Raw genomic sequence first — 14,331 nt, forward strand, 5'->3', positions numbered from 1 at the left:
TCAACCGAAGGACAAGGGCGAGTCACGGCGCAGCTTCTCACCGCCCGGGTTCACCGCCTCGCGCAGGAAACCAAAGCCGTTGCGCCGATCCAGGCGAAACAGGGTATTGGTGACATAGATGTCCTCGCGCACATCCAGCACCTCCACCACTTCGCTGACACAACGACGGCCGTCGGGCAGGCGGGTCAACTGGATCACTACATCGAGTGCCGCGCAGATCATCTGGCGCAGGGTCTTTTCGCCGATCTGCCGTCCCGTCAGACCCACCAGGGTTTCCAGGCGCAGCAAGGCATCCTGGGCGTTGTTCGCATGCACGGTGCTCATTGAGCCGTCGTGGCCGGTGTTCATCGCCGTCAGCACGTCAAGCACCTCCACACCACGAATCTCACCGAGGATGATCCGGTCGGGACGCATCCGCAGGGCGTTGCGGATCAGGTCGCTGGACTTCACTTCGCCATGCCCCTCGGCATTCGGCGGTCGGGTTTCCAGGCGCACGACATGGGGGTGATTGAGTTGCAGCTCGGCCACATCCTCGATGGTGACCAGTCGCTCATGGGGGTTGATCAACTGGCTGAGGATATTCAGCAGGGTGGTCTTGCCGGTGCCGGTACCACCGCTGATCAGGATATTGCAGCGCTTGCCCACGGCCAGCTGGAGAAACTCGAAAATCGACTGGTCGATGGTCTGCATCGCCATCAGGTCGCTGCTCTTGAGCATGTCCTTGCGAAATTTCCGTACCGACAGGCACGGACCGTCGAGGGCGATCGGCGGAATAATGGCATTGACCCGGCTGCCATCGGGCATCCGCGCATCGACCATCGGCGAGGACTCGTCCAGGCGCCGGCCCAGGGGCGCGAGAATCCGCTGGATAACCCGCTCCACGTGATGATCGTCGATAAACCGCAGGTCGCTCTGGTACAGGACACCGTCGCGTTCGATAAACACCCGGTGCGGGCCGTTGACCAGGATCTCGGTCACCGAACTGTCGCGCAGCAGGACCTCCAGCGGCCCGAAACCGGTAAGCTCGTCGACGATCTCCTCCGCCAGCCGTTCCATCTCATACCGCGACACTGCCAGGTGCAGCCGCGAGACATACTCGCCGACCTTGTCGATGACAAACTGTGCCAGGGCCTGGCGCGAGCCTTCCAGCAGGTTTTTCCCCGACTCCTCGATGGCATCGATGATGTAGCGGTGCAGCACCAGTTTCAGGCCGTCATGATCGCTATTGCCAGTCCCGCCGCGGGACTGCCCGCCGAACAGTTTCTCCGCCATTACTTATGCCCCCAGAGGCGATTGAACCAGCCTTCGGAGGTCTTGGTCAGGCCCTGGGAACGTTTCGCCAGGCGTTCGCCGAGGGTTTTCAGGCTCTGGGTCAGGGCTTCCCGGGGCGACAGCTCGAACAGCGTCTGGCCCTGGTTCTTCGCATTCAGGCGAACGTCCGGGTTGTAGGGCAGCACGGCAATCACTTCCAGGCCGAACGTCTTGCTCAGGGTTTCCGAGTCGGGCGAAACACCGCGCAGGTAGCGGTCGACCAGCAATCGGGCGTGATCGAGCTTCATGCCTTTTTCCCGCCAGAGATTGAGCACCGCGAGGCTGCGCCGGCAATCGAGCACATTCTGATCGGTGTACCAGAGCAACTTGTCGCAGTGGCTGACAAAGGTCCGCAAGGCCTCACTGTCGGGCTGCCCCACCAGGTTGACGACGATATGCTGGAAATGTTGGCGCAGGGCACTGAGCAGCATGTACAACTCCGCCGCACTGGTGCGTTTGAGGGGTTCGTCGGTGCTGGAGTAGGCGAGGATGCGCAGGCCCCCTTCAGCACTGGTAAAGGCGCTGTCCATCAGGGTCGCGTCGAGGCGGCGCAGATGGCGCAGGGCATCGCCGAAATGGAACGAACTTTCCAGGCCCAGTAGCGCCAGGCTGTCGCCCCGGGGCAGGCCCAGGTCCAGCAACAGGGTCTGCTGGCCGCTCTTCTGCACCACCAGCGCCAGATGGCTGGCGAGCAAGGCGCCCTCGGCATTGCCCTGGGCGCCATACAACACGGTGAAACCACCCAGTTCCGCACTTGGGGTCACCGCCGGCAGGCGTTTACTCAGACGCCGCACCAGGCCGGCCACTTCGCTGGAGCGCGAACCGTAGGCAACAAAATCCCGCGCACCGGCGCGCATCGCATTGAGTACCAACTGGTTGTCCATGCCGTCGCCGAGGGCGACGATCGCCAGCATCGGCTTGGCTTCCAGTACCCCTTCGATCAAGGCGCTCTGGGCCACCAGGTTTTCCCGGTCCAGGCCGACAAAGATCAGGCTGGCAAAGGTGACATCCACCAGCGAGAGCAACTCGTCGAGGCTGCCGCCGGCGCTGACCACCTGCCCCAGGGGCGCCAGCGCGCCCTGCAGCCACTCCAGATCAGTGCTGTTGCGGGTGATTGCCAGAAAGGTCTGGCTCAGGCTCTGGCTCATTTTGATAACCCGCTGCGGCGATCGTAGTTGCCGTTATCGAGGAAGAACAGGCGGAACCAGTTCGGATCGTATTCGCGCAATTTTTCCCCCGGCAGGCTGGGCAACCGGGCATCCGCCGCCAGGGGCTGGACCAGGTGCGGCGTGACGATCATCAACAGCTCCTGCTCCTCGCGCTTCATGCTCGAGTTGCGAAAAAACGCCCCCAGCACTGGAATGTCGCCCAGGCCCGGCAGCTTGTTGATCTGCGAACTGTTGCTGGTGCTGATCAGGCCGCTGATGACAAAACTCTCGCCATCGGCCAGGGAAATGCTGGTGTCGGTGCGGCGGATCGTCAATGCGGGTACCGGCGTACCGGAAATGGTCACGGCGTTGCTGTAGTCCAGCGCACTGACCTCGGGCGCCACTTTCAGGGCGATACGGTTGCGAGCGATCACCGTCGGGGTCAGGGTCAGGCGAATACCGAACTCCTTGTACTCGATCGAGACAGTGTTGCTGCCAGAACTCGGCACCGGAATCGGGATCTCGCCGCCGGCGAGGAAACTCGCGCTCTGCCCGCTCAAGGCCACCAGGCTCGGACGCGCCAGGGTGTAGGCGAAGCCGCTGCCTTCCAAGGCATTGATCAAGGCCTTGACTCGCCCGCCGCCGAAACCGATGTTGAAGCTGGTGTTGTCCGGTGACAGTCCACCGGAGACCGCGCCGGTGCTGGCATTGGTCAGTACCGTGCCCGGGGAGCCGAACAGGTAGTTGCCACCCTGACCAAAAATCGCTGTCCCCGCCTCCTTGAGCTTGGTCCGATTGACTTCGACAAAACGAATATCGGTCTGCACCTGGATCGGCAGGGACGGGTCCATCGAGGGCGACAAGGATGTCGCGGTCAAGCTCGCCGTGGCCTTGCCCTGGACGAACACCATGCTCTGGCGCGGCTCGCTGGCGCAGGCGGTCCAGACCATCAGGCTGGTGGCGCCGGGGGCCATGCCGGTGAGCAGGAAGGCATTGCTGCCGTTGGGGTGCACATCGGCGATTTTCGCATCGCCCACCGCCAGGCGGGTGATCGCGACTGGCGAGCGCAGTTCCTGTTGCAGGCCTTCACTGACTTCCAGCACCGCGGGCAACGGGCCCAGGCCGGCACAACCGCTCGACGCCGCCAGGGCGACATTCCAGCCCAAGCTCCCCCCTAGCAGGGCCCCGATCATGGGTTTGAATCTCGGCACACATCGGCTCATCCGCGACTTCCTTGCTGACAGATCAGGGCGTTTGTTGGCTGACTTGATTACCGCGGATCACTTCGACGCCCCGGCTTTTCGCCGCACCGGGAAACGCCCCGGGAGCCGCCGTTGCCTGGCCCCTGGGCACGCCAGCCAGGGCCAACTGGTTGAACTGGAACAGGCTGTGATTGGTGCTTTCGACGCTGGCGGCGGCGCTCTCTCCGGCCCAGTAGCGCGGCAGCAGATGCTCGTCGGCGCTACGCACCGCCAGGCGCAACGTACCGACCTGGGTGGCAAGCATCAGGCGGCTGAGCAGCACTTGCGGCACGGCCAGCACTACCGTACGGGCGTTGCCGGGGCTCGGGGAGTGGTGCAGGCGTTCGTCGGCAGCGGACGACGGCGTGGCCGGCAAACCATCGTTGGTCAGCCCGAGTTGGTCGCCGACACTGAGCAGGCGCATCGCCGGCACCACCACCTGGGCCGACTGCTGCGGGTTACTGGCGTCCTGACGCAGGAACAACAAGACATCGACGTAGTCTCCCGGCGTCAACTGGCCACCGGCGCCGACAACCTCATCCACCGCCACCGCCAGGGCGCGCTCATCGGGACGGATCATCCGCGCCAGGGGGCCGCCGGCCTCGAAACTCTCGTCGCTGAGCCAGGTGCCGGCCTTCAAGGGCCGCCAGGGTATGCGGTCCATGGCTTGTTGCAGCGAGCTCAGACTGCCGGCCGGTGCGGTACGCAGCCGCTCGACGGTGAGATCGGCCGCCGTCAGGGGCACAAAAGGGGGAACATCGTGGGCCAACACCACCACCGGCTGGCGCAGCGCGTCCTCGGCCCCCCCCGCGTTTTTTTCCACAGGCGCGACTACCGCTGCATCGGCAGGCGCCACGGGGACCGGCTGACGACTCAGCCTCAACCCCCAGTAACCGACCACAATGGCTGCGACCAAAAACAGGGCGGCCAACCCTATGGTAACGCGACTGTTCACGACGGCTCTCCCTTTCCTGCCAGACCCGAGGCCATGACCCATTCGCAATCAGGCAGCGATGAACATCAACTATTTCGCTATTGGACGGTAGCGCAGCTAGGACAAAACGCCATTACCGAGCGCCAAATATCCCCTCGTTCGGATGGATAAATTCTGAGTGTTCAACGCCAGGCCAAAAACTAATTCTTTGTGATTAATCCGTTCTTACAGTTGTAGAGGGCGGTTTTGTTGACAATGCTTTAAAGGTAGGCAAATCACGCCGCACGACCGCTGCACAGCGCTTTTCAGGCGCAAGGAGAAGCCAGATGTTGCTGAATATCGTCCTCAGGCTGTTCATAAAAGCCCAGCTGTTTGCCGAAGACAAAGAAGCCGCCTCGGGTATCGAATACGCGATTGTCGCGGCCATGGTGGCGGCGGTGATCGGGATTTTCATGGACCCTATCAGCACCAAGGTGAAGTCGATCTTCACCGCAATTCAAACCGGTATAGGGACTTGACGAACTTCCCCCTCCAGAGTCTCTAATAGGGAGCTAGAGTTTCAAGACGACTCAACGACAGGTATGGTCCCATGAACGCCTCTTCCCCCCCACGGCAACAGCTCCTTCTAGTGGACGACGAAGAGGACGCCCTGCTCGAACTGGCCGAATTGCTGGAGGGCGAAGGCTTTTGCTGCTTCACCGCCACCTCCGTCAAGCTGGCGCTCTCGCACCTGACCCATCATCCGGATATCGCCCTGGTGATCACCGACCTGCGCATGCCGGAAGAAAGCGGCATGTCGCTGATCAAACGTCTGCGTGAACACACCTCGCGCCAGCACCTGCCCGTCATCGTCACGTCCGGCCACGCCGACATGGACGATGTCAGCGATATGCTCAGGCTCCAGGTGCTGGACCTGTTCCGTAAACCCATCTATCACGTGCGCTTGCTGGAAACCCTCAACAACCTGTTTCCACAGCCCAGGATGCATCTGGTCAACCCCTCTTGATGCACCGTCTGGACAACCTCAGGCGGGGCCTGTAAAACCTGCTCCCTGCGAGTGCGGCGCATCAGTCGGCATATTCATCAGGGGTACCTATGCAGGTAGAAAGTTTTTTCGAATGGCAGGGCCAGGCGCTAGGCTCGGTAATTCGTTTTATCATTGATGGCCTCAGCGGCTTCTTCCACGCGTTGACCCATGCCGGCGGCAACTTTATCGATGGCTTCGCCCGCTCCCTGGGCATGAGCCCCTCGTTCTTCAGCATCCTGATCCTGATCTTGGGCCTGATGCTGCTCTACTCGGCGGTCCGCGCCTTTATGCGGGCCTCGATCATCCTCGGCATCATCTGGCTGGTGCTCGGGCTCTGGCTGTTGAGCTGGGTGGTCCACTAATCGCTACAATGCCCGCTCTTTCAAGGAGCCCGCATGTCCCCCCTGATCGCTGACTGGCGAGACCGCCCGACTCACCGCCGGGTCTGGGCACTCGCCGCACCCATGATCCTGTCGAATATTTCCGTGCCCCTGGTGGCGCTGGTCGACAGCAGCGTGATCGGCCACCTGCCCCACGCCCACCAGCTCGGTGCGGTGGCGGTCGGCGCCAGCCTGTATATCTTTCTCGCCTGGGCCATGGGCTTCCTGCGTATGGGCTCCACCGGTTTTGCCGCCCAGGCCGCCGGACGAGGAGACGGCGCGGCCTTGCGCCAGGTGCTCGTCCAAGGTTTGCTGCTGAGCCTGGTGCTGGCGCTGTTCCTGGGGGCGATCGCCGTGCCGTTCAGCCAACTGGCGCTGACCTTCATGCAACCCTCGCCCGAATTGCACGAATTGACCCTGGACTTCTTCCACATCCGGCTCTTCGGACTGCCGGCGGCGCTGGCCAGCTATGCCCTGGTCGGCTGGTTCCTCGGCACCCAGAACGCCCGCGCACCGCTGGCCATTTTGCTGACCACCAACCTGGTGAATATTGCCCTGAACCTGTGGTTCGTCCTCGGGCTGGACTGGGGCGTGGTCGGTTCGGCCCGGGCTTCGGTGATCGCCGAATGGACCGGCGCCCTGCTCGGCCTGAGCCTGACCGGCAAGGCCCTGCGCGCCTACCCCGGGCAGATCGCCTGGGCGGCACTGCGGCGCTGGCAGAGCTGGCGCCCGTTGCTGACGGTGAACCGCGATATCTTCATTCGCAGCATGGCGCTGCAATCGGTGTTTTTCCTGATCACCGTCCAGGGCGCACGCCTGGGCGATGCCACCGTCGCGGCCAACGCACTGCTGCTCAACGGCTTGCTGCTCACCGCCCACGCCCTGGACGGCCTCGCCCACGCCGTGGAGGCGCTCTGTGGTCATGCCATCGGTGCCCGTGATCGCGATACCCTGCGGCGTTCCCTGGTGGTCGCGGCCGGTTGGTCGCTGCTGGCGAGCCTGGGCTTCGCACTGCTGTTCCTGCTCGGCGGGCACCTGTTCGTCAGCCTGCAGACCGATATCCCCAGCGTGCGCGAGATTGCCTTCGGCTACCTGCCTTACCTGGCGCTGTTGCCACTGATCGCGGTGTGGAGCTACCTGCTCGACGGCTTGTTCATCGGCGCCACCCGCGCCCGGGAAATGCGCGACAGCATGCTGCTCAGCGTGCTCCTCAGTCTGCCCTGTGCCTGGTTCCTGAGCCGCTTTGGCAATCACGGCCTGTGGATAAGTTTCCTGCTGTTCATGGCCCTGCGCAGCATGACCCTGGGGCTCTACGCCGTGAAACTGCGGCGCAACGACGGCTGGTTCGGCCAGGCCGCGCACTGAGCGACACCCTAGGCTCAATCAGGGCTATTGCTCCAGGCCTGGCGCAGGTTTTCCAGGCGCTCGCCGGGAGAGTCTCCCGCCAGGCAGGCCGGAATGGACGCCGCCGGATACTCCGCACGCAGATGCAGCCAGCCATCGAGCAGGCCGTACTCGCGAAAGCCCTGGGCGATGCCCTCCTGCACATGGCACCAGGTCCGGTCGTATTCATGTCCGCTACAGCGGCTCCACTGGTAAGCGTGGCGCTCCAGCAGGCAGGTCTGCAGGCGGCGCTGCTGGTGGCTGCTCAGGACCGGTGGCGCACCGAGACCGGCCACCTCGAGCCCGGGGTTGAACAGTTGCTGCCAGCCGACGCCGCCAATGGCCCGGTCCGCCCAAGTCCCACCATACCAGTACAGACAGCGGATGGGGCCGAGCCAGCCGCTCAGTTCGCGCGGGTCCGATGAGTCGAAGAAATAGCTGGCGGTCTGCGGGTTGTAGTAGCTGAGCAAGCCCCGATGCTGTTCGTCGAAACCCACCACCAGTATCTGTCGCAGGTGGGTCAGCAACGCCTGCACCGGCGCCCGGGTGTGCAGGAACAAACCGGGCCAGAGACTCGGGTTGGCCTGGCTGAGGCGGCTCAACGGGCAACCTTCGGCCAGTTGCAGCAGGCGCGGAGCGACTTCGCCCAGGCCCTGAAACGGCGAGTCCTCAAACAGGTTGTAAGCCAGATAGTACGCGTAACCTTCCTTCAGCGCCTCGAGCACCCCAGGGGCACCGGGCACATCCAGCAGCAACCACTGGCTGCAATCGTCCGTCGCCTTCATGGCAGGCCCCTTCGCGGGAGTGCGCCCCGACAGACGCAATCCCGCACCGCGCAGTGACGCTCGCCGCCGCCCATGGGTTGCCCACACAACAGCACCAGCGGATAACCGGCGTGCAGAGATTCGAGAATCGGGTCCCGGTGCAGACGTTGCGCGCCAGCGGGCAGCGGCCTCGGCAACTGGACATCGCCACGCATGACAATTCGCGGCGCTTGCGCATCGCCGTCCTGAAAACGCACCCACACCGCCGTCCCCACGGTCAGCTCTTCGCACTCATATTGCAGAGAGCGAGCCAACGGCAGCCAGCAAGGCACCGCTGGCGCAGCGCAGCCCTGGGAAAAGGCGTCGATGCGCACCGCCACCCGTCCTGCTTGGTCGCGAAAGGTCCCCTGATCGTCGGCGTCGACCACCTGAGCCCGGAACAGCCCCGATAACACCGGGCTGGGCCAGCGCCGCAGGGAACGAAACGCCACCTCCCAGGAAGTCGCCGCAAAGGCATTGCCATAACGCAGCCGAGGCCCGCCGTCCGCGGCCCCACCGGGCAGGCTGTCGCCACGATGGCGAAGCCGGGTGACCAGCCACAACCGGTTCCATGCCGCGCAAGGGTGACCGGAAACAGGCAGATACGCGCCACTGGCCAGACCGGGCAGATCGCTTTCGCCCTCCGCCACCTGGGGCCCACGGCCGCCACGTCGACGACTGCCATCGGCCAGCGTGACGAAAAAATCCAGCACGCCCGGACCCGTCTCATGGGCGAAGCGCGCCCGCGGGGTACGCCGAAACGCCCCCTGGTGATCGGCAAAGACCAGCAAGTGCAGGTCCCGGCTGTGCTGGAAATGATAGTGGATGCCCTCTTCCGCGCAGAGCCGCTGCACAAATGCCAGGTTCGACTCTTCGTACTGCACGCAATAGGCACGCCGGGCATAGTGGCCCTTGAGCGCGAAACGTACGGCATCGTCGCCCAGGCCATGTTCCTCGAGCACCCGGGCAATGATCGCCGGAACCGAGCAGTGCTGGAACAGACGCCGGCTCACACGCTGCGCCAGGCAACCCAGGCGCGGCCCCAGGGACAGGCGACAATGGCCCCGCGGCAACCCCCGGAGCGTCAGGTTGACGCCCTGTATCTGCCCGTGAAACCCGGCGTTTTCGGTTCCCAGCGCCAGGTAGCAACTGCGGTACATCAACCCGGCCAGGTCCAGTTCGCCTTCCTCGTCGAGAACATCCAGCTCGAAGGCAAACAGTTCGTCGATCGCCTCCACGCCGCTAAAGGCCGTGACAATCAGGGGATGGGACAAGCCCGCTACATCCAGCCGAAAAAACGGCTCGCTGACTGGATCGAACATTGGCTTTCCTCATACGTGGCACCGACCTTGGATTCTCGCCGAGAGACAAGGCCGAGTAGAGGGCTGAAGTAGTGTTAGAGAAAAGACCTACGCAAAACACGGAACAGAGGAAGCCATCATCTTGACTTCAGCGCATAAAAAACCCACCGCGAAGGGTGGGTTTTTCATAAAAGGACATTACCTACAAGATCACAGGAAAAAACCAATCTCAAACAAGGCAATTTCCTGGGAACTATTGGCGTCGCCTTATGAGGACAGGTACGAAGAGCGGGTCAACCCCAGACGCAGGGCATCCAGGTACTGGGTACGCTCCTTGACACTGATGTTCGCGCTGGCGACTTTGTCGCGGTAGTGCGTCATCAGTTCTTCCGGCGACAAGTGCACATAACGCAGCATGTCCTCGATGGTGTCATGGGTTTCGATACCGGCGTGGTAAACGCTGCCATCCGGGTTCTGGTAGATGTTCACCGAGTCGGTGTCACCGAACAGGTTGTGCATGTCACCAAGAATTTCCTGATAGGCACCCACCAGGAAGATCCCCAGCAGGTAGTCCTCGCCCTCGTTCAGGGCATGTACCGGCAGGCTGGTTTCGATGCTCTGCTCGTCGACGTATTGCTTGATCTTGCCGTCGGAGTCGCAGGTCAGGTCTTGCAGCACGGCGCGGCGCATCGGTTCTTCGTCGAGACGGTGCAGCGGCAGGATCGGCAGGACCTGGCCGATGGCCCAGGTGTCCGGCAGGCTCTGGAACACCGAGAAGTTGCAGATGTACTTGTCGGCCAGCTTGTCGTTGAGTTCGTCGAGCACTTGGCGGTGCGAACGCTGGCGGGCCTTCAACGAGTTGTGCAGGCGCCGGCACACAGCGAAATAGCATTGCTCGGCCAGGGCCTTCTCGGCCAGGGTCAGCTTGCCGTCGGCGTACTGGGTGGCCACGTCGCTCATATAGTGGGTGGCGCGCCAGTAGGTTTCGGTGACCATCTCGATATCGGTCGGCCCCAGCAGTTCCACCAGCCACTGCACGGTTTCCGGCAGGTTCTCGGGGTTGTCGATGTGTGGCACGTCGTCGTTGTGTTTCTCGACGTCGGTCACCTGCACCACCAGCATGGCGTGGTGGGCGGTCAGCGAACGGCCGCTTTCGGAGAAGATGTTCGGATGCGGCAGGTTCTGCGCATCGCAGAATTCCTTGAGCATGCCGACCACGACACCGGCGTAGTCATCCATGTCGTAGTTGATCGAGCTGGCGTTGCGCGAGTGGGTACCGTCGTAGTCCACCCCCAGGCCGCCGCCGACGTCGATATGGTCCACCGGCAGGCCGAGGTTGCGCAGCTCGCCGTAGTAGCGGATCGCTTCCTTGAAACCATACTGGTAGTCCGCCAGGTTGGCGATCTGCGAACCCATGTGGAAGTGCAGCAGGCGAATGCCCTGGTCCAGGCCCGCGTCGCGGAAGCGCTCGACCACCGACAGCAACTGCGCCGCCGAAAGACCGAACTTGGACTTCTCGCCGCCGGTATCGGCCCACTTGCTCGAAGCCAGGGACGACAGGCGCACCCGCAGGCCGATCCGAGGCTTGACCTTGAGGGCCGCGGCCTCTTCGATCACCAGTTCAACCTCGGACTCCTTCTCGATCACGATAAAGACCGTGTGACCGAGCTTCTGGCCCATCAGCGCCAGGCGGATGAACTCACGGTCCTTGTAGCCGTTGCAGACGATGGTCCCGCCTTTCGGCGCCAGGGCCAGCACCGCCAGCAGCTCCGGCTTGGAGCCGGCTTCCAGGCCGATGGAAACGTTCTGGGTGGCGATGATGTTCTCGATCACCGCTTCCTGCTGGTTGACCTTGATCGGGTACAGTGCGGTGTACTTGCTCTGGTATTCCAGACGCTCGATGTTGGCGTCAAAGGCCCCGGTCAGTTGACGGACGCGGTCCTGCAGGATATCCGGGAAGCGCACCAGCAACGGCAAGGACAAACCGCTCTTGCGCAGTTCGTCGACCTGCTCGAAGAGGTCGATGGGCGAACTGCTCGGGCCGTTCGGACGAACCTCGACGCGACCGGCGTCATTGATCGCGAAATACCCGGCCCCCCAATGGCGAATCCCATAAACACTGCGGCTGTCCGCAACTGTCCATTGGCTGCCATCGTCTTTGCGTGTGCGTCGTACGGACATCGAAGTCCCCTATAAAGAAGTCAAATAGCGCCACCTGGGTCCAGGCTGCGCGCAGTCTAAAGAATGAAAATGACGATTCGCCTGCATACAAGGGGGTAAGACCCTGGATCCAGCACCGAGTTTAGAAACTGTTCGGGAACAGGCTCTGTGAAAACCATGGGGACGACAGCCCGGCTTCGTTTATACGGGCCGGCGGGTCAACTTCACGGTGGTTTTCACAGAGGCTGCTAACCGCCGGACTTCTTCGCCTTGAAACCGTGTTTTTCCAGCTCGGCCAGCAGCAACTCGACGTGATCGCCCTGGATCTCGATCACCCCGTCCTTCAAGGCGCCACCGGTTCCACAGCGTTTCTTCAACGTGGTCGCCAGGTCCTTGAGGGCGTCTTCGGCCAAGGGCACGCCGGTGACGGTGGTCACCGTCTTGCCGCCACGGCCCTTGCTTTCGCGACGCACGCGGGCAATACCGTCACCGGCTGGGAGCACATTTTGTTTGCAGATACAGGACGCCACCGGCTGGCTACAGTCCGGGCAATGTCGACCTGCGTCGGTGGAAAACACCAGGCCACCGAGGGCGGCGAAGGATGCGGCTTTTTTGGCCACCGGCAATCCTCTTGGGAGGACTAAAGACTGGTCACACCCCCGGGAGGGGCCTGCGACCGCGAAGCCCCACTCAGGCAGGGGCAGCGCAACTGCGGCGGGCAACGCCGCCGCAGCTTTGAAAGTCGCGCAGTGTAACGGCAAAAAGCCCCCGGCCCAATAGCCAAACAGCGCCAATTGATGAAGCTTTTGCGACGTCGCTACGGTGTTATTGCAGATAACGCTTCAAGGCTGCCAGGGAGTCCGGGCAATAGGGCTTTTCAAGGGTTTCGCGCAGGGCCTGGTCCACCGGGACAAAACGCGCCTCGAGGACCTCTTCCGGCTGCAGCCGCAGCGGCCCGTCCCAGACAGCGCTGAACACCGCGCACCAGAGCCGGTTACCCGGCTGGTCGAAGAAAAAGTGCTCGTGTTCGGTCAGCGGCACGCCACTGACCCCCAGCTCCTCTTCCAGCTCACGGGCGGCGGACTCGGCGTAACTTTCGTCGGCCTGGACCATGCCGCCGGCGGCCACATCCCAGTAACCCGGGTAGATGGCCTTGCTCAAGGTACGCCGGTGCACACACAGCTCACCGGCGGAGTTGAACAGCAGGATATAGGTGCCGCGCCCGATCAGGCCGCGCTCGCGCAACTCGATTCGGGCCAGGGCGCCGAGCAATTGGTCATCGGCGTCGACCCAGGCGATCTGCTCGGCATCGGAGGCGGCGCGATGCAGGGCCTCCTTCGAAGCGTTATCCATGGTTCAACCCTGGTTCAGCAGTTGACGCAAATCGATCACCGCCGCGTTGGCCCGGGAAATATAGTTGGCCATCACCAGCGAGTGGTTCGCCAGAATGCCAAAGCCGCTGCCATTGAGGATCATCGGGCTCCAGACCGGCTGCTGGGAGGCCTCCAGTTCACGAATGATCTGACGCACGCTGACCGTGGCGTTCTTCTTCGCCAACACATCGGCGAAGTCGACTTCGATGGCCCGCAGCAGGTGCGACAGCGCCCAGGCCTGGCCACGGGCCTCATAGAACACGTCGTCGATCTGCAACCACGGGGTTTCGACGATTTCCTCGTCGACCTGCGGCACCTGCCCCGGGACCACGCTTTCGGTTTTCAGCGCGGTGTTGAGCTTGACCCGTCCGACACTGGCCGACAGGCGCTGGGACAACGAACCGAGGCGGGTAGCCACATCACCGAGCCAGTTGTTCAGGTTGTCGGCGCGGGCATAGAACAGCGCGTTGCTCTGGTTCGGATCGGACAAACGGGCCTGATAGCGGCTCAGGGAGTTGATCCCTTCCTGATATTCCGATTCGCTGGACGGCAGCATCCAGCTCTTGTTGTCGAAGTTGAAACGCGGCTCGGCCTTCGCCAGGTCGGCATCTTCAGCCGATTGCGACTGGGAGCGGGCGAAGTCCTTGCGCAGGGCGCGGGTCAGGTCGCGAACCTGGACCAGCACGCCGTATTCCCAGTGGGGAATATTGTCCAGCCAGATACCCGGCGGAAAGCGGTCGTTGGACAGGTAGCCACCGGGCTTGTGGAGCAAGGTACCGGCCACGGTCTTGAGGGTTTCCACCGTGGTGTAGCCCACCACCATCTTGCGGCCTTCCTTCTCGGCGGCCATCTGTGCGTTCTGCTGCACCGGAAACAGCGCCGGCTCCTGGCTCCAGTACCAGCCGATCAGGATCGTGGTCAGCAGGTACAAGCCCAGCAGGGTCGCCAGTGCTCGACTGAACAGCATCCCGCGAAAATAACCGCGGGTCGCCGACTTGGGTTCGGCGGCGCGCTCCGGCGCGCTGTCTTGGCGTTTTTTCCAGTCCAGCATGGCTCTATCCTTTTCCTGAATTCATCGGTTCGACCACAACCCTGCTCCATCGTGCCTTTCCTGTCATTGCGCAAGGTCAAGGGCACGGCAGCGTTGCCATCCGTGCGAGCACTATAAATCAAGCCCCGGCAGGACGCCTCCTCGATACGACCTCTCCGGTCTTGTTGTGGGATCCGAAACAGCGAAACCCATGGGTCACCAAATGAATCAGCTTAATTG

14 protein-coding genes are annotated in these 14,331 nt (G+C 62.8%); 4 read left to right on the plus strand and 10 right to left on the minus strand.

The annotated features are described in order from the left end of the window. Genes M5B42_RS27775 through cpaB form a run of 4 tightly spaced genes read right to left on the minus strand, consistent with a single transcriptional unit; the run spans position 1 to position 4,655 of the window. Positions 1 to 1,272 (minus strand): CpaF family protein, encoded by a 1,272-nt coding sequence (locus tag M5B42_RS27775; protein ID WP_177101334.1) that lies wholly within the window; start codon positions 1,270 to 1,272, stop codon positions 1 to 3. After that, positions 1,272 to 2,459, minus strand: a complete 1,188-nt coding sequence (locus tag M5B42_RS27780; protein WP_248747610.1) for a pilus assembly protein — start codon at positions 2,457 to 2,459, stop codon at positions 1,272 to 1,274. Before M5B42_RS27780 ends, M5B42_RS27775 begins: the two co-directional genes overlap by 1 nt. Then, entirely contained in the window at positions 2,456 to 3,652 is a 1,197-nt protein-coding gene (locus M5B42_RS27785) for a type II and III secretion system protein family protein (RefSeq protein WP_248747648.1), read from the minus strand. The genes M5B42_RS27780 and M5B42_RS27785 overlap by 4 nt, the downstream gene beginning before the upstream one ends. Positions 3,653 to 3,704: 52 nt before the next feature. Then, positions 3,705 to 4,655: a Flp pilus assembly protein CpaB gene (cpaB, locus tag M5B42_RS27790; RefSeq protein WP_248747611.1), complete on the minus strand. Its 951-nt coding sequence runs from the start codon at positions 4,653 to 4,655 to the stop codon at positions 3,705 to 3,707. A 305-nt stretch (positions 4,656 to 4,960) separates the two neighbouring features. On the opposite strand from cpaB, the gene M5B42_RS27795 reads away from it, so the two are divergent. The 4 genes from M5B42_RS27795 to M5B42_RS27810 all read left to right on the plus strand — a co-directional run bounded on the left by M5B42_RS27795 (position 4,961) and on the right by M5B42_RS27810 (position 7,406). Next, positions 4,961 to 5,152, plus strand: coding sequence for a Flp family type IVb pilin (locus M5B42_RS27795; protein ID WP_103497771.1), 192 nt, complete (start codon positions 4,961 to 4,963; stop codon positions 5,150 to 5,152). 71 nt (positions 5,153 to 5,223) lie between these two features. Continuing rightward, positions 5,224 to 5,640: a response regulator gene (locus tag M5B42_RS27800; protein WP_100944299.1), complete on the plus strand. Its 417-nt coding sequence runs from the start codon at positions 5,224 to 5,226 to the stop codon at positions 5,638 to 5,640. A gap of 89 nt (positions 5,641 to 5,729) precedes the next feature. Further along, entirely contained in the window at positions 5,730 to 6,023 is a 294-nt protein-coding gene (locus M5B42_RS27805) for a hypothetical protein (protein ID WP_248747612.1), read from the plus strand. Positions 6,024 to 6,056: 33 nt separating this feature from the next. After that, the gene (locus M5B42_RS27810; RefSeq protein WP_152741604.1) at positions 6,057 to 7,406 is read left to right on the plus strand and encodes an MATE family efflux transporter; all 1,350 of its coding nucleotides are present in this window, start codon (positions 6,057 to 6,059) and stop codon (positions 7,404 to 7,406) included. Positions 7,407 to 7,420: 14 nt separating this feature from the next. On the opposite strand, the gene M5B42_RS27815 is transcribed toward M5B42_RS27810, so the two are convergent. The 6 genes from M5B42_RS27815 to M5B42_RS27840 all read right to left on the minus strand — a co-directional run bounded on the left by M5B42_RS27815 (position 7,421) and on the right by M5B42_RS27840 (position 14,112). Then, positions 7,421 to 8,209: a DUF4123 domain-containing protein gene (locus M5B42_RS27815; RefSeq protein ID WP_248747613.1), complete on the minus strand. Its 789-nt coding sequence runs from the start codon at positions 8,207 to 8,209 to the stop codon at positions 7,421 to 7,423. Further along, positions 8,206 to 9,549 carry a contractile injection system protein, VgrG/Pvc8 family gene (locus M5B42_RS27820; RefSeq protein WP_248747614.1) on the minus strand — a complete coding sequence of 448 codons (1,344 nt, stop codon included), beginning with the start codon at positions 9,547 to 9,549 and terminating at the stop codon, positions 8,206 to 8,208. The genes M5B42_RS27815 and M5B42_RS27820 overlap by 4 nt, the downstream gene beginning before the upstream one ends. Positions 9,550 to 9,795: 246 nt before the next feature. Then, complete coding sequence (speA, locus tag M5B42_RS27825) at positions 9,796 to 11,709, minus strand: arginine decarboxylase (protein ID WP_248747615.1); 1,914 nt, start codon at positions 11,707 to 11,709, stop codon at positions 9,796 to 9,798. Between the two features lie 227 nt (positions 11,710 to 11,936). Beyond that, positions 11,937 to 12,308, minus strand: coding sequence for a translation initiation factor Sui1 (locus M5B42_RS27830; RefSeq protein WP_248747616.1), 372 nt, complete (start codon positions 12,306 to 12,308; stop codon positions 11,937 to 11,939). A 205-nt stretch (positions 12,309 to 12,513) separates the two neighbouring features. After that, the gene (locus tag M5B42_RS27835) at positions 12,514 to 13,041 is read right to left on the minus strand and encodes an NUDIX hydrolase (RefSeq protein ID WP_103497778.1); all 528 of its coding nucleotides are present in this window, start codon (positions 13,039 to 13,041) and stop codon (positions 12,514 to 12,516) included. 3 nt (positions 13,042 to 13,044) lie between these two features. Further along, positions 13,045 to 14,112, minus strand: coding sequence for a DUF2333 family protein (locus tag M5B42_RS27840; RefSeq protein ID WP_103497779.1), 1,068 nt, complete (start codon positions 14,110 to 14,112; stop codon positions 13,045 to 13,047). Positions 14,113 to 14,331: the final 219 nt, after the last annotated feature.

This window comes from Pseudomonas sp. MWU12-2037 (assembly GCF_023242345.1).
GTDB classification, from domain to species: Bacteria; Pseudomonadota; Gammaproteobacteria; order Pseudomonadales; family Pseudomonadaceae; genus Aquipseudomonas; species Aquipseudomonas gingeri_D.